Source organism: Campylobacter sputorum (genome assembly GCF_002220775.1).
Lineage (GTDB): Bacteria > Campylobacterota > Campylobacteria > Campylobacterales > Campylobacteraceae > Campylobacter_F > Campylobacter_F bovis.
The window spans coordinates 1,214,789-1,235,592 of sequence record NZ_CP019685.1; the positions used below are offsets into that span (position 1 = coordinate 1,214,789).

At 30.6% G+C, this 20,804-nt stretch carries 18 protein-coding genes, 5 tRNA genes and 2 pseudogenes; 9 read left to right on the forward strand and 16 right to left on the reverse strand.

Features of this window, described 5'->3' with window-relative positions:
* On the reverse strand, positions 1 to 822 hold the full coding sequence (gene panC / locus CSPB_RS06015; RefSeq protein ID WP_089193545.1) for a pantoate--beta-alanine ligase: 822 nt from the start codon (positions 820 to 822) through the stop codon (positions 1 to 3).
* Positions 823 to 1,013: 191 nt separating this feature from the next.
* On the opposite strand from panC, the gene CSPB_RS06020 reads away from it, so the two are divergent.
* Both CSPB_RS06020 and CSPB_RS06025 read left to right on the forward strand, forming a co-directional pair.
* Positions 1,014 to 2,195, forward strand: a complete 1,182-nt coding sequence (locus CSPB_RS06020) for a NifS family cysteine desulfurase (RefSeq protein ID WP_193625234.1) — start codon at positions 1,014 to 1,016, stop codon at positions 2,193 to 2,195.
* 15 nt (positions 2,196 to 2,210) lie between these two features.
* Positions 2,211 to 3,203, forward strand: a complete 993-nt coding sequence (locus tag CSPB_RS06025) for an iron-sulfur cluster assembly scaffold protein NifU (protein ID WP_033915987.1) — start codon at positions 2,211 to 2,213, stop codon at positions 3,201 to 3,203.
* Between the two features lie 75 nt (positions 3,204 to 3,278).
* On the opposite strand, the pseudogene CSPB_RS06030 reads toward CSPB_RS06025, so the two are convergent.
* The 9 genes and pseudogenes from CSPB_RS06030 to accB form a co-directional block, all read right to left on the reverse strand.
* A pseudogene (locus CSPB_RS06030) lies at positions 3,279 to 3,500 on the reverse strand (restriction endonuclease subunit S); the annotation flags it as partial.
* Positions 3,488 to 4,166: pseudogene (locus CSPB_RS06035) on the reverse strand (IS1595 family transposase). The pseudogenes CSPB_RS06030 and CSPB_RS06035, both read right to left, overlap by 13 nt.
* A 230-nt stretch (positions 4,167 to 4,396) precedes the next feature.
* A tRNA-Leu gene (locus tag CSPB_RS06040) sits at positions 4,397 to 4,481 on the reverse strand.
* A gap of 10 nt (positions 4,482 to 4,491) precedes the next feature.
* Positions 4,492 to 4,568 (reverse strand) — tRNA-Arg (locus tag CSPB_RS06045).
* Positions 4,569 to 4,581: 13 nt separating this feature from the next.
* Positions 4,582 to 4,658, reverse strand: a tRNA-Arg gene (locus tag CSPB_RS06050).
* 9 nt (positions 4,659 to 4,667) lie between these two features.
* Positions 4,668 to 4,743, reverse strand: a tRNA-His gene (locus CSPB_RS06055).
* Positions 4,744 to 4,749: 6 nt separating this feature from the next.
* A tRNA-Pro gene (locus CSPB_RS06060) sits at positions 4,750 to 4,827 on the reverse strand.
* Between the two features lie 115 nt (positions 4,828 to 4,942).
* The gene (locus CSPB_RS06065; RefSeq protein ID WP_089193548.1) at positions 4,943 to 6,277 is read right to left on the reverse strand and encodes an acetyl-CoA carboxylase biotin carboxylase subunit; all 1,335 of its coding nucleotides are present in this window, start codon (positions 6,275 to 6,277) and stop codon (positions 4,943 to 4,945) included.
* The gene (gene accB, locus CSPB_RS06070; RefSeq protein WP_089193549.1) at positions 6,277 to 6,732 is read right to left on the reverse strand and encodes an acetyl-CoA carboxylase biotin carboxyl carrier protein; all 456 of its coding nucleotides are present in this window, start codon (positions 6,730 to 6,732) and stop codon (positions 6,277 to 6,279) included. The genes CSPB_RS06065 and accB overlap by 1 nt, the downstream gene beginning before the upstream one ends.
* 136 nt (positions 6,733 to 6,868) lie before the next feature.
* Here accB and dcd point away from each other — a divergent pair, with 136 nt between their 5' ends.
* From dcd to CSPB_RS06105, 7 genes are all read left to right on the forward strand, one after another.
* Positions 6,869 to 7,429 (forward strand): dCTP deaminase, encoded by a 561-nt coding sequence (gene dcd / locus CSPB_RS06075; RefSeq protein WP_033916181.1) that lies wholly within the window; start codon positions 6,869 to 6,871, stop codon positions 7,427 to 7,429.
* A gap of 9 nt (positions 7,430 to 7,438) precedes the next feature.
* Positions 7,439 to 8,425 (forward strand): UDP-N-acetylglucosamine 4,6-dehydratase (inverting), encoded by a 987-nt coding sequence (gene pseB, locus CSPB_RS06080; protein ID WP_089193550.1) that lies wholly within the window; start codon positions 7,439 to 7,441, stop codon positions 8,423 to 8,425.
* A complete protein-coding gene (gene pseC, locus CSPB_RS06085) occupies positions 8,422 to 9,543 on the forward strand; it encodes a UDP-4-amino-4,6-dideoxy-N-acetyl-beta-L-altrosamine transaminase (RefSeq protein WP_089193932.1) in 1,122 nt (373 codons plus the stop codon). Before pseB ends, pseC begins: the two co-directional genes overlap by 4 nt.
* A 101-nt stretch (positions 9,544 to 9,644) precedes the next feature.
* Positions 9,645 to 11,723, forward strand: a complete 2,079-nt coding sequence (gene topA, locus CSPB_RS06090) for a type I DNA topoisomerase (RefSeq protein WP_089193551.1) — start codon at positions 9,645 to 9,647, stop codon at positions 11,721 to 11,723.
* On the forward strand, positions 11,716 to 12,237 hold the full coding sequence (locus CSPB_RS06095) for a YfcE family phosphodiesterase (RefSeq protein WP_089193552.1): 522 nt from the start codon (positions 11,716 to 11,718) through the stop codon (positions 12,235 to 12,237). The genes topA and CSPB_RS06095 overlap by 8 nt, the downstream gene beginning before the upstream one ends.
* Positions 12,237 to 13,394: a cation:proton antiporter gene (locus CSPB_RS06100; protein WP_089193553.1), complete on the forward strand. Its 1,158-nt coding sequence runs from the start codon at positions 12,237 to 12,239 to the stop codon at positions 13,392 to 13,394. The genes CSPB_RS06095 and CSPB_RS06100 overlap by 1 nt, the downstream gene beginning before the upstream one ends.
* Positions 13,395 to 13,480: 86 nt before the next feature.
* Complete coding sequence (locus CSPB_RS06105) at positions 13,481 to 14,794, forward strand: citrate synthase (RefSeq protein WP_089193554.1); 1,314 nt, start codon at positions 13,481 to 13,483, stop codon at positions 14,792 to 14,794.
* A gap of 28 nt (positions 14,795 to 14,822) precedes the next feature.
* Here the strand turns inward: CSPB_RS06105 and CSPB_RS06110 are convergent, their stop codons facing one another.
* From CSPB_RS06110 to hemB, 6 genes are read right to left on the reverse strand one after another with little or no spacing between them, the layout of a single operon-like run.
* Positions 14,823 to 15,764 (reverse strand): DUF5416 family protein, encoded by a 942-nt coding sequence (locus tag CSPB_RS06110; protein ID WP_089193555.1) that lies wholly within the window; start codon positions 15,762 to 15,764, stop codon positions 14,823 to 14,825.
* A complete protein-coding gene (locus CSPB_RS06115) occupies positions 15,765 to 17,036 on the reverse strand; it encodes a (Fe-S)-binding protein (RefSeq protein ID WP_089193556.1) in 1,272 nt (423 codons plus the stop codon).
* A 14-nt stretch (positions 17,037 to 17,050) separates the two neighbouring features.
* Entirely contained in the window at positions 17,051 to 18,409 is a 1,359-nt protein-coding gene (hemN, locus tag CSPB_RS06120) for an oxygen-independent coproporphyrinogen III oxidase (RefSeq protein ID WP_089193557.1), read from the reverse strand.
* On the reverse strand, positions 18,406 to 18,879 hold the full coding sequence (locus CSPB_RS06125; RefSeq protein WP_033916173.1) for a DUF2603 domain-containing protein: 474 nt from the start codon (positions 18,877 to 18,879) through the stop codon (positions 18,406 to 18,408). Before CSPB_RS06125 ends, hemN begins: the two co-directional genes overlap by 4 nt.
* Positions 18,876 to 19,799, reverse strand: coding sequence for an ornithine carbamoyltransferase (gene argF / locus CSPB_RS06130; RefSeq protein ID WP_033916172.1), 924 nt, complete (start codon positions 19,797 to 19,799; stop codon positions 18,876 to 18,878). The genes CSPB_RS06125 and argF overlap by 4 nt, the downstream gene beginning before the upstream one ends.
* A gap of 24 nt (positions 19,800 to 19,823) precedes the next feature.
* Positions 19,824 to 20,798 carry a porphobilinogen synthase gene (gene hemB, locus CSPB_RS06135; RefSeq protein ID WP_033916171.1) on the reverse strand — a complete coding sequence of 325 codons (975 nt, stop codon included), beginning with the start codon at positions 20,796 to 20,798 and terminating at the stop codon, positions 19,824 to 19,826.
* Positions 20,799 to 20,804: the final 6 nt, after the last annotated feature.

Here is a 20,804-nt window from a genome sequence, read left to right on the forward strand (position 1 = left end):
TTATAACCAGATATTATCTATAAGACGAGTTTGACCAATATAAACAGCAACTAAGATTATTGTATTTCCGAGTTCTATTTTTTGTACCTCGGCTAAGTTTTTATCAGTTATAGCAACATAATCAACTTTTAATGGTTCTAAAATTTGAAGCATTTGAGTTTTTATACTTTGTGAATTTAACTCGCCTTGTTGTATTAAATTTGTAGCTTTTACTAATGAACGAGAAAGTTTAAGAGCCATACAAAGCTCATCATCATTTAAATATGTATTTCTTGAACTAAGCGCAAGTCCATCGTTTGCACGAATTATATCACAAGGAATTATGTTAATATTCATAAAAAACGTTTTTACCATATTTTGAACTATTATGAGTTGCTGTGTGTCTTTTTTACCAAAATAGGCATTTTTTGGTTTTATAAGATTAAAAAATTTATTAAGAACTCTTAAAACACCATCAAAATGCCCTGGTCTTGTTTTCCCTTCTAAGATAGTTGATAAATACTCTGGTGCTTTTATGAGTGGTTCATTTTCAAAATACATCTCGTTTTTGTTTGGCATAAAAACTACGCTAACTCCAAGCATTTCACAAATTTTTATATCCGCTTCTTCTTTTTTAGGATATTTATCAAAATCTTCTTCTGGCAAAAACTGAGCCGGATTTACAAATATAGAAACTATGCTAACTTCATTTTCACTCACGCACTTTTTTATAAGACTAACATGTCCGTCATGCAAAGCACCCATTGTAGGCACTAAACCTATGTTTTTACTAGATGTTTCAAGAAATTCTTGCAACTCTTTGATAGTTTTTATAACAATCATAAATATCTCTTTTTATATTAAATTTAAGCCGTATTATAACAAATTATAATTTTAAAAATATAAAGAATAATTTATTTTAAAACATTTTTAAATTATTTACATCTTTTTAAACTAAAATTTAGTAAATTTGATATAATATCATCTGCAAAAAAGGATAAAAATTATCCTAAATAAAAAAGGAATAAAAAATTATGAAAGTATATTTGGATAACAATGCAACAACTATGCTAGATCCTGAGGCTTATGAAGCCATGAAACCTTTCTTAGAAGAAAATGGTTTTTATGGTAATCCAAACTCTCTTCATAGCTTTGGAACTAATACTCACAAAGCTCTTAGAAAAGCTATGGATCAGCTGTATTTTGGCATAAATGCAAAAGATAGTGATGATATAGTAGTAACAAGTTGTGCGACAGAGAGTATAAACTGGGTTATAAAAGGTATTTATTTTGATAAAATTTTTGATAATGACAAAAACAGCATTATCACAAGCTCAGTAGAACATCCTGCTGTTTTAGCTGCCTGTAAATTCTTAGAATCTCTTGGTGTAGATATAATCGAACTTCCAGTAGACAATCAAGGATTAGTAAATCCAAATGATTTAAAAGATGCAATAACTGATAAAACAGCACTTGTTAGCATAATGTGGGCAAATAATGAAACAGGAATGATTTTTCCCATAAAAGAACTTGCACAAATAGCTCACGAAAGAGGTGTTTTATTTCACACAGATGCAACTCAAGCTGTGGGAAAATTAAAAGTAGATGTAAGAGATGTGGATGTAGATTTTATGAGTTTTTCAGCACATAAATTTCATGGACCAAAAGGAATTGGCGGACTTTATATAAAAGATGGCATAAAGCTCACACCACTTCTTCATGGTGGAGAACATATGGGTGGTAGAAGAAGCGGAACTTTAAATGTAGCAAGCATAGTAGCTATGGGACAAGCTCTTGAAAATTGCAATAAATTTATAGATTTCGAAAACTCGCATGTTAGAAAACTAAGAGATACACTAGAAGATGCACTTCTTAAAATAAGCGATGTTACAGTTGTTGGAAATAGAGATAAAAGGGTTCCAAATACCATACTAGCTTCTATAAAAGGTGTTGAAGGAGAAGCTATGCTTTGGGATTTAAATCAAGCAGGGATTGGTGCTTCAACTGGCTCAGCTTGTGCAAGCGTAACCCTTGAAAGCAACCCTATTATGGAAGCAATAGGTGCTGATAAAGAGTTAGCTCATACGGCTCTAAGGTTATCTTTAAGTAGATTTAACACACTTGAAGAGATAGAGTATGCCATAGAGCATATCACAAAAGCGATTCATAGACTAAGAGAAATTTCATCCACATTCGCTTATAATATAAAAAAATAATTTAAGGAAAATAAAATGGCAAAAAATCAACTTATCGGTGGTTCTATCTGGGAAGAGTATTCTAAAAAAGTTCAAGATAGGATGAATAATCCTAAATTTATGGGAGAAATCACACAAGAAGAAGCAGACAAAAAAGGCTATAAACTTATCATAGCTGACTTTGGAGCCGAAAGCTGTGGCGATGCAGTGAGACTTTATTGGCTTGTTGATGAAAAGACAGATAAAATAATGGATTCAAAATTTAAAAGCTTTGGATGTGGCACTGCTATAGCAAGTAGTGATACAATGGCTGAGCTTTGCATAGGAAAAACCGTAGATGAAGCTGTAAAAATAACAAATATCGATGTTGAAAAAGCTATGCGCGATGATCCTAATACTCCAGCCGTACCACCTCAAAAAATGCACTGTTCTGTTATGGCATATGATGTCATAAAAGCAGCAGCAGCACAGTATAAAGGTGTAGATCCAGAGCATTTTGAAGACGAAATAATAGTATGTGAGTGTGCAAGAGTAAGTCTTGGAACTATAAAAGAAGTTATAAGATTAAATGATTTAAAAACAGTTGAAGAGATCACTCAGTTTACAAAAGCTGGTGCATTTTGTAAAAGCTGTGTAAAGCCTGGCGGACATGAAAAAAGAGAGTATCATTTAGTAGATATTTTGACACAAACAAGAGCTGAAATGCAAAAAGAACAGCTACAAGCTATCGCGGATGCAAAAGTAAGTGGCGGTACAAATGATATGAGTTTTGAAGAGCTAAATACTATTGGTAAATTTAAAGCTATAGAAAGCGTTATAGATGATGAAATACGCCCAATGTTGCAGTTTGATGGTGGAAATTTAGAAATACTAGATGTAAAAACTGAAGATGATGGAAAAACTGACATATATATAAGATATCTTGGTGCTTGTAGTGGATGTGCAAGCGGAGCAAGTGGAACACTTTATGCGATAGAAAATGTATTACAAGAAAATTTAAGTCCAAATATAAGAGTTTATCCTGTTTGATAACATTGCGAGAAATCGCAATGTTTTTTATAAGAAATTCAAATATAACTAATTATTCTAAAAATTTAAATAATTTTATAAATATTTTTCTAAGATTTTATCATAGGCTTTTAATAACTCTTGCAATCTCATTTCTTTTTCTTTTATTTCGTTTTCTAATATTTCAAATTCCTCAACAATTTGCTTTTGAATTTCAAGCGATGGAAGTGGGATTTTGATATTTTTTACAATTGAAACAGTTAGTTGTGGTATATTTACTCCAACTCCTTGTATTTTTAAGTATTTCAATACATAGTATAAATAATATAAATTGACCCAAACAACTTAAGCAAATTTTCTCTTATTAGTTTTAATAAAACTTTATATAAACCTTTATTATCTTTTTTTATATTATATCTAAACTCACACTCTTTTTTACTTCGCTTACGCTACTAGGAAGTGAAGTATAAAATTATCTCTTTTAATTCCTTTAAATTTACTTAGCCTGTGTTTGCACTATCTCCAGAAATTCTCTATTGTATTTATATAATTTTTGTCATTTGTAAACTCATCTTTAGAATGTTTTACTCTATAGTGAGTACCATAATCAACTAAGCCATCATATGCTTTCTGAATAAAATACTATTATCTAATTTGCTAAATTCCTTTAAAATAGGCAATAGCTCTTACTAGAGCAGTTTTTAACAACCCTAGTATAAACCTTGCCATCTATATTTAGCATTCCAAACACAGGTGCTTAATTTCTTACACCTCTCTCTTTTACCTCCAAAGTAACTCTCATCTATTTCTATCTCACCACTGAATTTAGATATCTTTTCACACTCATTCATCATTAATATTCTAATTTGGTTTAGAATTTTATTTATTGTATTTCTTTAGATATTACAAATTTCAACTATTTTTGCAGCATCTTTTGTCTTGGCAAAAATACCTAAGAATTTCTATAAATTTCTTTTCTGAAATTTATGAACGATATACATACTTGTTTTTCAAAGGTAAAATCATAATTTATTGCTAATTTATTAGAGCTTGAGTGTTTTGAGGCTAAATTATTTATATAAATAGAATACAGTATGACACTACTTTGATAATATTAATTTAAAGAAAACCATATAAAAGAAATTTATTTAAAAGATAAATTTCTAAATTTAATCAAAAATAAAATAATAAACGAAGTAAAAAAGAAAGATAAATGGTGCGGATGAAAGGACTTGAACCTTCACGCCGCGAAGCACCAGATCCTAAGTCTGGCGTGTCTGCCAATTTCACCACATCCGCACAATTTAAATGGTACGCTCAAGAGGATTCGAACCTCTGGCCTACGCCTTAGAAGGGCGTTGCTCTATCCAGCTGAGCTATGAGCGCTTAAAAACAACGGTGGTACGCTCGAAAGGAATCGAACCTTCAACCTACAGATCCGAAGTCTGTTGCTCTATCCAGTTGAGCCACGAGCGCCAATGAAAGTGGGGTGAATTGTGGGGATCGAACCCACGACCCTCAGGACCACAATCTGATGCTCTACCAACTGAGCTAAACTCACCATAAATGGTCGGGGTGAAAGGATTCGAACCTTCGGCCCTCTGGTCCCAAACCAGATGCGCTAACCAGACTGCGCTACACCCCGCACAATCATAAAAATTGTAAAAACGAAATGTTATTTTAACTAAAAAAATTTATAAAGTCAAGAAAAAATAGTAAATTTCTAAATTTTCTTGACTTTAATCAATTAATATCAAAAATTAATGCTTTGATAGATAATTTGTATCGTATTTATTGTTAATAAAATCAAGATTATCCATCATGGTTCTATGAAAATCTTTTGTTGTTTTAATCCCTTGTATCACAAGTTCATCCAAGGCAACTCTCATTTTTGCTATTGCTCTATTTCTATCTTTTTCATATACAATTAATTTTCCAATCATAGAATCGTAATAAGGAGGAACGCTATAACCTTCATAAATATGACTATCCATCCTTACATTTCTACCACCTGGTGCTATATATTTTATAATTTTACCTGGATTTGGAACAAAACTTTTTGGATCTTCTGCTGTTATTCTACACTCTAATGCATGCCCACTAAGATTTATCTCATCTTGAGATAATAGTTTTTCACCCTCAGCTATGCGTATCATCCACTCTATAAGATCAAGCCCACTTACCATTTCGCTTACGCAGTGTTCAACTTGGAGTCTTGTATTCATCTCTATAAAATAAAACTCTTTGCTTTTTTGATCATATAAAAACTCAAAAGTTCCAGCCCCGCAATATCCTATAGCTTTAGTGGCTTTTACTGCAGTTTCATGAAGTTTTTTTCTAGTTGTTTCATCTAGTAAGGATGCTGGACTCTCTTCTATAAGTTTTTGATGGCGACGCTGCATAGAACAATCTCTTTCTCCTATATGAACTGCATTTCCATGTTTGTCTGCTAAAATTTGAACTTCAATATGTCTTGGATTTGAAATATATTTTTCCATATACATACTTCCATCGCCAAATGCACTCATAGCTTCACTTTCTGCTGCCCAAAAATTCTTTTCTAAATCCTCTTCTTTTTCAACCACACGCATTCCACGTCCACCGCCTCCAGCTGCAGCTTTTAATATCACTGGATAGCCTATTTCTTTTGCTAATTTTTTTGCAACACCCATATCAGTTATCTCGCCATCACTACCTGGAACTACTGGAACTCCAGCTCTTTGCATAACTTGTTTTGCTTTGCTTTTATCGCTCATCAAAGACATCGCTTCAACACTAGGGCCTATAAATTTTATATTATGCTTTTGGCAAATTTCAACAAAATTTTGATTTTCACTCAAAAATCCATATCCCGGAAATATAGCATCAGCCTCACTTATCTCTGCTGCACTTAAAATAGCTGGGATATTTAGATAACTATCACTACTTCTTGGAGCCCCTATACATATACTTGCATCAGCATATTTTACATAAAGTGCATCTTTATCAGCCGTTGAATGAACTACGATAGCTTCTTTTCCCATTTCTTGAATTGTCCTAAGAGCCCTAAGTGCTATTTCTCCACGATTTGCTATAAGTATTCTTTTGATTTTCATTATAATTTCTCCACTGTAAATAGTGGCATTCCAAACTCAACAGGCTGTCCATCAGCTACTAAAATTTCAGTTATTTTGCAATCAAATTCAGCTTCTATCTCATTCATTATTTTCATAGCTTCTACTATACCTATAACATCATCTTTTCTAACACTTTGACCAACTTTTACAAATGGTGCAGCACCAGGACTTGGGGCTATATAAAATGTTCCAACCATCGGCGAATTAATAGTATCTTTTGATACTCCTTTTTCTGAGATTGCATTTGATGGAGCAATTTGCATTGGAGTTGACTGTTGCGGGGATTGTATTATAGTTGTAGATGTTGGACAACATTGATTTTCATTTGGCATTTTTTCTAATTCTATTTCAAAATCATCTCTTTTAATCTTTACTCTACCTATATTTATACTCTCAAAAAATTTCATCAACTCTTCTATTTCTTCTTTTTTCATTAAATGTCTCCTAAATAAATTTAATTTTATTGTATCTAAATTTTATACATATTTAAATAAATTGATATTATAACATATAATTTTTATTTAATTTTACTTAAATTTTGATATAATCCTTAAAATAAAAAGGAAAAATATGGGTCTAAAAAGTGATAAATGGATAAGAGAACAGAGTTTGAAGTATAATATGATTGAACCTTTTTGTGAGCAAAATGTTGGTGTTGGCGTAGTAAGTTATGGACTTTCAAGTTACGGATATGATATAAGAGTAGCAAAGGAATTTAAAATTTTTACAAATATTGGCGGAACAGTTGTGGATCCAAAAAATTTTGATGAAAAAAATGTAGTTGATTTTGTTGGAGATATTTGCATAGTCCCACCAAACTCATTTGCTCTTGCAAGAACCGTTGAATATTTTAATATGCCAAAAGATGTTCTAGCAATTTGTCTTGGCAAAAGCACATATGCAAGATGTGGAATAATAGTTAATGTTACGCCATTTGAACCAGGTTTTAAAGGGCATATAACTATAGAAATATCAAATACAACTCCACTTCCAGCTAAAATTTATGCAAACGAAGGTATCGCACAAGTTCTGTTTTTACAAGGTGATGAAAAGTGCGAAATAAGCTATGCTGATAAAAAAGGCAAATATCAAAATCAAACTGGCATAACTCTTCCTAAAATACTAAAATAAGGGGTAAAAATGTTTGATGGCAAGTCTATTTTAATAACTGGTGGCACAGGAACATTTGGTGTTAAATTTACAGAAATTTTACTAAACAAATATAAACCCAAAAAAATTATTATTTACTCAAGAGATGAACAAAAACATTATGAGATGTCTCAAATTTTTAACGCTTCTTGTATGAGATATTTTGTAGGAGATGTAAGAGATTTAGAAAGACTTAAAACAGCTATGAATGGAGTAGATTTTGTTATACACGCAGCTGCTATGAAACATGTTCCCATAGCAGAATACAACCCTATGGAATGCATAAAAACAAACATAATGGGTGCTCAAAATGTAATAAATGCTAGCTTGGAATGTGGCATTGAAAAAGTTATAGCACTCTCAACAGATAAAGCATCAAATCCTATAAATTTATATGGAGCTACCAAACTTGCAAGTGATAAACTTTTCACAGCCGCAAACAATATAGTAGGAAACAAAAAAACTAAATATAGTGTGGTAAGATATGGAAATGTAATAGCCTCAAAAGGCTCAGTTGTGCCACTTTTTAAAAAACTGATAACAAACGGTGCAAAAGAACTACCAGTAACAGATGAACATATGACAAGATTTTGGATAACTTTAGAAAAAGGGGCAAATTTTGTTATAAAAAATTTTTATAGAATGAAAGGTGGAGAAATTTTTGTTCCAAAAATTCCATCTATGAAAATAATAGATTTAGCAAAATCTATGGCTCCAAATTTAAAAATAAAAATTATAGGCATAAGGCCTGGAGAAAAATTACACGAATCAATGATATCAAGAGATGATTCACATCTTGTGCTTGAATTTGATGACCATTATGTTATACAGCCATCCATAGATACTTTTAGAAAAGTAGATTTTAGTATAAATGAACTTGGTGAAAAAGGTAAAAAAGTAAAATTTGGTTTTGAATATGCTTCTGATACAAACGAAAAATGGCTTACCAAAGAAGAACTTTTAGAAATAATAAAATGATACCATATAGCAGACAATTAATAGATGAAAACGACATTAGCGATGTTTTAGACGCATTAAAAGATGACATAATAACATGCGGGCAAAGAGTTGATGAGTTTGAAAAAGCAATATGTGATTATATAGGCGTTAAATACGCAGTTGTAATGAACTCAGCGACTTCTGCACTACATGTAGGATATCTATGTCTTGGATTAAAAAAAGGCGATGAAATTATAACAACTCCTATAACATTTGCGGCTACTTCAAATGCAGCTTTAATGTGTGGCGGAGATGTAAAATTTTGCGATATTAAATTTGATGGAAATATAGATGAAAATAAGATAGAAAATTTAATATCTCCAAAAACAAAAGTTATAACTCCAGTTGATTTTGGTGGAAATGCCGTAGAAATGGATAAAATACTAGATATTGCAAAAAAATACAATATAAAAGTATTAGATGATGCTTCTCATGCTTTTGGTAGCCAAATTAATGGCAGGAAAGTAGGTTCAAAAACAGATATAACCGTTTTTAGTTTTCATGCTATAAAACCAATAACCACTTTTGAAGGTGGTTGTCTTTGTACAAATGATGAAAATATCGCAAACTTAGCAAGATTATATAGAAGTCATGGTATAAGCAAAAAACAAGTTTGGAATAGCGAAATGAATCTGCTTGGATATAACTATAGACTAAGTGATGTAGCGTGTGCTCTTGGGCTTTCACAGCTTAAAAAACTTGATAATATGCTTCAAAAAAGAGAAGATATTGCTAAATTTTATGATGAAAAATTTGAAAATTCTAAGTTTTTTACCACTATAAAAATACCACAAAACAAAAAATCCACAAGACATCTTTATCCAATTTTGCTAAATCAAAACTTATGGTGCCAGAAGCAAGATATTTATGAAGAACTTCACAAAGCCGGTATTGGTGTGCAGGTACATTATAAGCCAACTTATGAGTTTGATTTTTATAAAAAAAGATATGGCGAGATAAAGCTTAAAAATGCAGATGAGTTTTACAAATCTGAACTTAGTATTCCATGCCATCAAATGATGAGTATAGATGATGCTAAATTTGTAGCTTCTAAAATTTATGAAATTTTATCAAAATATAAAGGTTGTCTTGTCTAAGATAGCTTATACAGCTACTAAATCAGCTTTCATGTCTTAAATTTAAGCTAGTTTCTTGTAGAATAAGCCCCGTTACAAATTTAGTCTAAAAGGTTTAAATAATGAAAAATTTAATAATCGTAGAATCTCCAGCAAAAGCAAAAACGATAAAAAATTTTTTAGGGAAAGATTACGAAGTTATAGCCTCAAAAGGGCATATTAGAGATCTTCCAAAAACAACCTTTGGCATAAAAATAGAAGAAAATACATTTACACCAGAATACAAAATAAGCAAAGATCACTCGGCACTTGTTAAAGATATAAAAGAATTATCAAAAAAAGCAGATAACATTTATCTTGCAACCGACGAAGATAGAGAGGGTGAAGCAATAGCTTTTCATATAGCAAACGCTATAGGCAAAGACCCACAAAGTTTGCCAAGAATAGTTTTTCACGAAATTACAAAAAATGCTATAAATGAAGCGATAAAAAATCCTAGACATATAGATATGGATAGCGTAAATGCACAGCAAGCAAGAAGACTTCTTGATAGGATAGTTGGATACAAACTTAGCCCTCTTTTAAATCAAAAAATTCAAAAAGGTCTAAGTGCAGGAAGGGTTCAAAGTGCTACTCTTAAACTAATTGTAGATAGAGAAAGAGAAATTAAAGCCTTTAAACCAATAACATACTATGAAATTCAAACTAAATTTAAAAAAGATCTAGAAGCCGAACTTGTCAAATTTGAAAATGAAAAGATAGAAAAACTTACCATACAAAGCGAAGCAAAAGCAAAGTATATCGTAAATACAATAAAAGAAGAGAAATTTAATATAACTGACATTTTCACAAAAGAAAGAAAAATTTCTCCACAACCACCTTTTATGACATCAACTCTTCAACAAAGCGCTAGTTCATCCTTGGGATTTAGCCCTAAAAAAACTATGATGATAGCTCAAAATTTATATGAAGGCGTTCAAACTGATAGCGGATTTCACGGCGTTATTACTTATATGAGAACAGACTCGCTAAATATAGCAAAAGAAGCAATTGCAATGGCAAGAAAGCATATCAAAAATAATTATGATGAAAAATATCTTCCAAGCAAAGCAAATATTTATACAACAAAATCAAAAGGAGCACAAGAAGCTCACGAGGCTATAAGACCGACAAATACGGATTTCACACCGCAAATTGCAGAAAAATATCTTGATAAAGATGCATTAAAACTCTATACTCTTATATACAATAAATTTTTAGCATCTCAAATGACACCCGCTATTTTTGAAAACGCAACAGTTATAATTTCTTCAAAAAAAGCTGAGTTTAAGCTAAGTGGTAGAAAACTGCTTTTTGATGGATTTTACAAAATTTATGGAGATTTAGATAAAGATAAAATTTTGCCAAATTTAAATCTTAATGACGAGATGATAATACAAAATATAAAAGATGAAAAAAAACAAACAGAGCCGCCTGCAAGATATTCTGAAGCTGGGCTTATTAAAAAACTTGAAACACTTGGTATCGGAAGACCTTCAACTTACGCACCAACCATATCACTTTTAACTTCAAGAAACTATGTAAATATAGAAAAAAAACAGCTCGTACCGACAGAAATTGCATTTAGCATAACAGAAGTTTTAGAAGAACATTTTAAAAACATAGTAGATAGCGAATTTACATCAAAAATGGAAACCAAACTAGATGAAATTGCAGAAGAAAAAAGCGATTGGCAACAAATTTTATCCGATTTTTATTACCCTTTTATGGATAGTATTGAAAAAGGAAAAACTAATATAAAAAGTAGAAAAATAGCTATACCTATAAACGAAAAATGCCCTGAATGTGGAGGAGAGTTAGTAAAAAGAAAAGGTAGATATGGTGAGTTTATAGCTTGTTTGAATTTTCCAAAATGCAAATATTCAAGAAATTTAAAAAACGATACACAACCTAAAAAAGAACCGCAAAAGATAGGAGTATCTTGTCCAAAATGTGGTGGCGATATAGTTGTAAGGATATCAAAAAGAGGTAAATTTTTTGGCTGCTTGAACTACCCAAATTGTGATTTTATAAGCAAATACGAACCTACAAATGAAATTTGCCCACAATGCGGTAAAGCAAATTTAGTCATAAAAGAACTAAAAAGTGGTAAATTTGAGCAGTGCCCGGAATGCAAATTTAAAAGAGAGATAAATGGCTAAAATAGGAATAATATCGGATTCTCACAAAAGAAGCGATATCGCACTTGAAGCTATAGATATCTTAAAATCTCAAAAAGTAGATATTTTAATACACGCAGGAGATATAGTGGAATTTGATACATTAAAACACCTTAGAAATTCTCATATTCCATATGTTGCTGTTCTTGGAAATAATGATGAATCATTAAAAAAATATCAAAATGAATTTTATCTTTACGAAGAGCCATATAAATTTAAGTTTAAAAATCTCACAATTAATCTTATGCACTACCCAATGTATTTAACAAAAGATGCAAATATAAATATTTATGGTCATACACACTATTTTACAGCTTTTGTAATGCAAAATATACTTTATTTAAATTCTGGTGAAATTTGTGCTAGAAAAAAACCTTTACATGAATTTGCACTCGTTGAATGCGATGAAAACCTAAAATTTAGAGTATTTAAATTTCAAAAAGATATAAAAAGCACGGATTGGACAAAAACAGAATTTTTTCTAGGTGAAGATTAATGTTTGAGTTTGGAATTACAACACTACTGCTTCTTTTAACACTAGCTTTTATAATAATTTCATCTCCATTTTTTTCTAAAATTTCAAAAATGCCAATAGCTTCGGTTGAAATAATTTTGGGTGCTATAGCTGGATATTTTGGACTTATAAATGATAATGATATGCTAAAACTTGTAGCAAATGTTGGCTTTTATTTTTTAATGTTTTTAGCAGGAAGTGAAGTAAATTTAAAAGTATTTTTAAGTGCCGATAAGGATATATTGAAAAAGGCTTTTACATATCTTTTTATACTATATGTGCTTTCTGTAACCACAACTTTTGGATTTAATCTTAATATACTTTTTTTAATCATACTTCCTATAATGAGCGTTGGGCTTCTATCTACTTTATATAAAGACTATGGCAAAAACGAGAACTGGCTAAATATCTCTATGTTAATTGGCTCCATTGGAGAAATTATTTCTATAGCTCTTTTGACATTTTTAAGTTCTTATTTGGAATTTGGAATGGGAATACAGCTGTATTCAAGCATAGGTTACTTGATAGCATTTTTGCTTTTATGTGTTGCTATTTATAAATTTACAGATGTGTTGTTTTGGTGGTTTCCAAAAATAAAAGTTATATTAATGCCACAAAATGATAAAGAAGAGCAAGACATAAGGATTTGTATGGCTCTATTTTTTAGCATAATTTCTGTGATGTTATGGTTAAAAATGGAAATAGCATTTGGTGCATTTGTAGCTGGCATTTTTATAGCAACATTTTTTGATCACAAAAAAGATCTTACTCAAAAGCTATCTAGCGTTGGATATGGTTTTTTAGTTCCTGTATTTTTTATACATCTTGGTTCAACTTTTAAATTAGAATCATTATTATCAGCAGATATTGTCAAATATGCAATAATAGTATCAATTGCTCTAATTGTGTTACGATTTGTATCATCTATAGCATTTTTTAAATTTATAGGTTTTAAAAATAGCATATTGATATCTTTTTCTCACTCAATGCCACTAACACTACTTGTAGCAACTGCCACTATAGGCTATAAATCAAAATATATAAACTACAATGAATATTCTGGACTCATCCTAGCAAGCTTACTTAGTGCTATAATAACTCTTAATACAATTAAGCTAATAGTGTCTTATAAAAAATAGTATAAATTTTAAAATTAATAATTTATCATTAACTTTAATAGTTATTTTTTTGATACAATAACTTAAAAATAAATAAAGGAGAAATAATGAGCGGTTCTAATACAGTTACATTAACTGATAACAGAAATGGAAAAAGTTATGAGTTTCCTATACTTGATGGAACTCTTGGTCCTTCGGTGATAGATATTTCATCTTTACATAAAAATACCGGTATGTTTACATTTGATAGAGGCTATACCTCTACTGCTATGTGTCGCTCTGATATAACATTTATAGATGGTGAAAAAAGCATATTAAAACATCGTGGTTATGACATAGCTTGGTTAGCAGAAAACAAAATTTTCTTAGATGTTGCGTATTTATTGTTATTTAAAAAATTACCAAGCGTAAATGAACTTGATGATTTTAGACAAGAGCTAAAAACAAGATCTTTTATAAATGAAAAAATGATAAGACTATTTGATGCTTTTCCAGATAAAGCTCACCCTATGGCTGTTTTACAAGCTTGTGTGGCAACACTTAGCACTTATTACTCAAGAGATATGAATTTTGATGATCCAAAAGAATATATGGAGCTTGCAATTAGAATCATAGCTAAAATGCCTACTCTTGCTGCATTTTATTACAGACATTCTATGGGTTATCCACTTATTTATCCTGATTTAGATCGCGGATTTACAGAAAATTTCTTATACATGATGAGATCTTTTCCTCATTCACATGTTGATTTAAAACCAATTGAAATAAAAGCACTAGATACCATATTAATGCTTCATATAGACCATGAGCAAAATGCATCCACAACAACAGTTAGAACTGTTGGCTCAACCCACTCTCATCCATACTCATGCATAAGTGCTGGAATTGGTGCTCTTTGGGGACATGCACACGGTGGTGCAAATGAAAGCGTTGTAAGACAACTAGAAATGATAGGAAGTGTGGATAATGTAGATAAATACATTAAAAAAGCAAAAGACAAAGACGATCCATTTAGATTGATGGGCTTTGGACACAGGGTTTATAAAAACTATGATCCAAGAGCAAAGGTTCTTAAAAAACTAAGAGATGAGCTTATAGACGAAATAGGCATTGATTCAAATTTAATAAAAATAGCAAATAGAATAGAAAAAATAGCCCTTGAAGATGAATACTTTGTAAGTAGAAATTTATATCCTAATGTTGATTTTAACTCTGGTCTTATGTTAAAAGCTTTAAAAATACCTACAAATATGTTTGCTGTTATATTTGTAATAGGTAGAACTCCAGGTTGGATAACTCAGTGGATGGAATTAAAACAACAAGAGACTATAAAAATTGTTCGCCCAAGACAACTATATGTAGGGCCAAAAGAAGGCAATGCAAATCTAGAAAAAAGCGAAGTTGAATATAAAAAACTCTAAAAATATTTCTAGTCTTAATCAATTAAGACTAGAAAAACTCATCATAAGCCAAAACATCATTTATAATAACTTTTATGTTTTTACCGCAGCCAACAAAACTATATTCAAAACTATTCATTAATTCTCTTGCATCTTGTAAATTTAAAAAACCAGATATTTTTATCTCAAGTGTATTTTTTGATATTGCATATCGATAATCCACACTCATAGGAATTTTTGAAACATCAAAAATCATTTTATCATTTTTCTCATCATAGCCATTTACACTTATAATTATGCTATTTACTATCATTGCTTTGATAATAATATTTTTTCCAAATGATTTTTTATTTGTATTATCATAAAAATCATCATAAGAAAAATTTTGCATATCTATACAATTTTTATCTGTATTTCCGCACTCTTCATCAAGTTGTTTTAATTCATCTAAATTTATAAAACCATCATTGCAATCCAAATCAAAACTATCGTTTTCATTGCATATATCAATAGTATTGGATGCAATATTTTGAAATTCAAGTAAATTTATATATTCTAATTTATCATTTTCTAAAATTTCGCCAATATCTATATTTTCATCAGGAATTTTTTCTTTATCTTTTTTACTCTCACTCACATTTTCTACTTTTGTTTCTTCTATACTAAAAATATCTTTATGAGGTTTTTTAGATATTATATCCTCAAGACCTTTGGCTATATTTTCTTGAATTTGTGATAATTTAACCACGCTTTGCTCAATATCATTAAAACTTTTAACACAATCGCTAAAAATAATTTTTTGTATTTTTGAATTTATAAGATCAGAGCTATCGCGATTTTTTACTTTGTCTTTGATGATATAAAATCCAGGCATATTTTTAGATGGTTTGATTTCGTATTCGCTGTATTTACCGCTATATCTTGCACTGATTTCATTTTCATCTATAGTGTTTTTACTTGGTCCTTCTTCTATAAAAAATGCTCTTTGCAATCACAATACCTCGGCTATAAGCTCAATTGGATTTTTAAATTTGGTTTTTGAGTCTATTAAATTTAGTGCATTACTAAGCTGCATTCTACAAGCACTGCATTCAGCACTTACTATACTCGCATTTGTTTTATTTATTTGCTCTGCTCTTTTTATGCCAACTTCTCTGCTTAAATGATATTTCCCAGTTTGCATAGTAACACCACCAAATCCGCAACATGAGTTTTGATCATCTATTTCTACGAAATCATAATTTTTAGAAAGTAAATTTCTTGGCTCTTTAAAAACTCCTTGCATTTTTTTAGCATGACAAGGATCATGATAAGTTAAAGTTTTATTTATTTTAGATTTTGTAGATAAAATTTCTCCTAAATTTGTAAATTTATCAAAATACTCTGTTGCTAAAAATATCTTTTGGCTAACTTTTTTTGCTCTTTCTTGCCAATTTTTATCATTATGAAAAAAATGCACATAATCTATCTTTATCATTGCAGAACACGTCGCTTCTGGTATTATTATGGCATCTAAACTCTCAAGCATTTTTTCAAAATAAGGTATATTAAACTTTGCAGCTTTCTCAACTTCTTTAAAGCATCCTGTAAAATACGCTGCAGCACCACAACAAGCTTGTTTTTTCATAAGATGAACATTTAGTTTTAACTCTTTGGCAATCTTTAAAACACTCTCTCCAATGTTTGTATAAGCGTAATTTCCCATACATCCAATAAAAAGACCAACTGTTTTTTCTCCACCATTATCTATAAATTCTTCATGCGAATTCATAAAACTTTTCTTACTTGCAGTTGGAAGTGTTCGTTCTTTTTTAAGCATAGGTATACTAAAGCGTGCTTTCATTGTATTTCCAAATTCATTATCTTTATGTATTTTAAAAGCACAACTTTGAAATACATAGCCAAGTCTAGCACAAAGATCAAGTATTTTTCTATGTCCTAGCAACCAAAATGCTGCCTTTTTATATAGTGCTACGCCATGTGTTTTAGCTATCTCATAGCGGATATTTTCTATAGCGGTATCAACTCTAAGTGAATTTGGACACACTTCAACACAATTTGTACATAAAAAACAGCTCTCAAAAATATTTTTTAAATTTTTATCTAATTTTAAACTGCCATTATTACAAGCACCAAGAAGATCCAAATATCCTCTAGGAGAAGTTACTTCATCTTTGTTAATGCCATAAATAGTGCAAACCTGTATACACTTACCGCATTTTACACATTTAGTGCTAATTTCTTCGAAATTAAAACTATACACTTTGAAACCTTTTATCAAACCGTTTTAGAAAATCTTTTTTCGCCAACATTTTTATCCATATACTCATCAAAACACATTGCTATATTTCTTATAAGTAGTGTTCCAGTTGGAGTTACTTTAATAAAATTTGGCGAAATATCTATAAAATCTTTTAAGCTATCTAGTTTAGATAAAGCACTTTTAAAATGATCAAAAAAGTTTATATTAAATCTATTTTCAATGTCTTTTATATTTATCATAAAATTACTCATAAGACCCATTATAACGCTTTTTCTAATAATGTCTTCTTGGTTTAATAAAACTCCTTTAAAAAAAGGAAGTTTATTTTCATCTATAGCTTTTTCATACTCGCTCATTTCCTTGTAATTTTGTGCATAATGTCTAACGCCCTCACCTATACTTGTTAGACCTATGCCTATAAGATCAGCCCCACCTTTTGTAGTATAACCTTGGAAATTTCTATGCAAGCTTCCGTTATTCAAAGCTTTAAAAAGCTCGTCATTTTCTTTTGCATAATGATCCATTCCTATCATTTTGTATCCATTAGAAGTTAAAAAATCATGGGTAAATTTTAAAATTTCTAGTTTCTCTTTTGGTTTAGGAAGCGTTGTTTCATCAAATTTACGCATAGATTTTTTAAGCCAAGGAAGATGTGCATAATTAAAAATCGCATATCTATCTGTATCAAGTTTTAATGATATTTCAAGCGTTTTCTTAAAACTTTCTAAACTCTGATAAGGAAGCCCATAAATAAGATCCATATTTATAGATTTTATACCATTTTTTCTTGCCATATCAACAGCATTTTTAGTCATTTCAAAAGGTTGAATTCTATGAATCTCTTTTTGAACTTTTTCATCAAAATCTTGAACGCCATAACTTATACGATTAAAACCATTTTCAACCATAACTTTAAGTTGTTCCTCATTTAAATGCCTTGGATCTATCTCACAGCTAACTTCAGCATCTTGACTAAAGTTTTTAAAATGCTTTTTGATATTTTTTATATGTTTTTCAAGCTGCTTTGCATTAAAATAAGTTGGAGTTCCACCACCAAAATGCATTTGCGTTACAACTCTTGATGTATCTACAAATTTACTTAAAATTTCCATTTCTTTAGATATATAATCTATATATCTATCCATTTTATCTGTTTTGCTTGTATAAATCACATTGCAACCACAAAAGTAACATGCAGATCTACAAAATGGCATATGAAAATACAAAGAAAGAGGCGTTTTTGAGTCTTGATTTGACAGTTCTTTTATATACTCATCATAACTAAAATTCTCACTAAACTCAAGTGCGGTTGGATAACTGGTATATCTTGGACCTGGTTTTGAGTATTTTGCATAAGCATCAAAATCTATCATATGCTCTCCTTTTGGATAAATCTATCAATATCAACAAATAAATTTGGATGCTGTTTTTTTATCTTATCTATGAGTTTATCTAAATCTATATTGATTTTTTTCTCATTTTTTTTACTCATTGCTATGTTTTTTATCTCATCCATAGCAACAACCCAAACATCTCCAAAATCAATTGGAACATGTCTATAAATACTTTTTTCAAGCCTTAAATCAAAATTCTCCTTTTGTGCCCTTTGATAAGCTTTTATAAGCTCGCTTAGCGATTTTACCGATACCATTGTATGGAGATTTTGTTTTTCATCTATAGCAAACCAAGGCTCTGCACCCTCCCAAGAGCCATTTTTTAGCGTTAAAAAACGCTCAGTTGGATTATCTGTTGGCAAAATTTCAACTATCGTCTGCTCACTACTTTTTAGCCCAAGTTCACTGCTTATTTCTTGTATTTTTTCATATGGATTTTTTTCACTCATTTAATATTCCTATTTTTATCAAGCCATACCATTACACCTTTTTGGACATGAAGTCTATTTTCTGCTTCTAAAAATATCTCATCTGCGTGTTTTTCAAAAACTTCCTCACTAACTTCATATCCACGATATGCGGGCAAACAGTGCATAAATATGGCATTTTTATTTGCTAATTTCATTAAATTTTCATCAACCATAAAGCCACTAAAATCTTTTATACGCTTTTGTTTTTCTTCTTCTTGCCCCATAGAAATCCAAGTATCTGTAATTACTACATTTGCACCATTAATGGCTTCTTTTATGTTATTATTTACACAAATTTTTGCACCGCTTTTTTTAGCATTTTCTAAGGCAATATCAACTACATTTTTTGGTGACTCATAGCCATTTGGTGTTGCTATACTAAGTTCTAAACCTAATTTTGATGCAAGCATTAACCATGAGTTTGCAATATTATTTCCATCCCCTATATATGCAACTTTTCCACTCACACCAAGCTCAAGTATAGTCATATAATCAGCCATTATCTGCACTGGATGAAAATCATCACTAAGTCCATTTATCACAGGAACGCCTGAAAATTTAGCAAGATCTTCTAAATCACTTTGCTTATAAACCCTAGCCATGATCATATCGCACATTCGCCCTATTACTCTTGCTGTATCCTTTATAGGCTCACCTCTTCCAAGCTGTATATCTTTTGAGCTTAAAAATAAGCCTTTTCCTCCAAGTTGGTGAATGCCAACTTCAAAGCTTATTCTAGTTCTAGTTGAGCTTTTCTCAAAAATCATAGCTAAAATTTGATCCTTTAAATAAGGCTTATACTCTTTTTTCTTGGTTTCTTTTTTTATATTTTTTGAAATTTCTAAAATTTCTAAAATTTCATCTTTACTAAAATCATTAATTGTTAAAAAATGCCTCATATCTCTCTTTCAAACTACTTAAATTTAAACTTTTTGTAAAATTTCACAAGCTTCTTTTGCATGATAAGTTATAATCATATCAGCACCTGCTCTTTTCATACCAAGCAAAGTTTCCATCATAACCCTATCATAATCTATCACACCAAGCTTTTCTCCAGCTTTTAAAAGTGCGTATTCTCCACTTACATTATAAGCACATATCGGAAGAAGAGTTCTATCTCTTAAATCCCTTATAAGATCCAAATAGGCCAAAGCTGGTTTTATCATAAGTATATCCGCACCTTGTGCTTCATCTTCTAAACTTTCATTTATAGCCTCTAATCTATTTGCAGGATCCATTTGATACGACTTTCTATCACCAGTTTTTGGAGTACTTTCAGCAACATCTCTAAAAGGTCCATAATAAGCACTAGCAAATTTAGTTGAATATGCCATTATAGGTAAATTTTCATATCCTCCATCATCAAGAGCAAAACGAAGTGTTTCTATAATGCCATCCATCATTCCGCTTGGGGCTATCATGTCTGCACCATTTTCTGCATGTATCAAAGCTTGTTTTGCAGAAATATCTAGCGTAGCATCATTATCAACAGTACCATGAACATAATCGATTATACCGCAATGTCCGTGATCTGTATATTCACAAAAACAGAGATCTGTTATGACTATAAGATCTGGAAATTTATCTTTTATAGCCCTTAAACTTTTAGCTATAATGCCATCATTGCTTAAAGCATCACTTCCTATACTATCTTTTAGGCTAGGAATTCCAAATAGCATAATAGCTTTTATACCTAAATTTACAACAACAGAGCACTCTTTTAAAATTTCATCTAAACTCATTTGATAAACGCCAGGCATTGATGCTATTTCATTTTTTATATTTTTACCCTCAACTACAAAAAGAGGATAAATAAAATCATTGCTACTTAGATAAGTTTGCCTAACTAAATCTCGCATCTGAGTAGTAAGTCTTAATCTTCTAAATCTCTTAAACATAGTTTA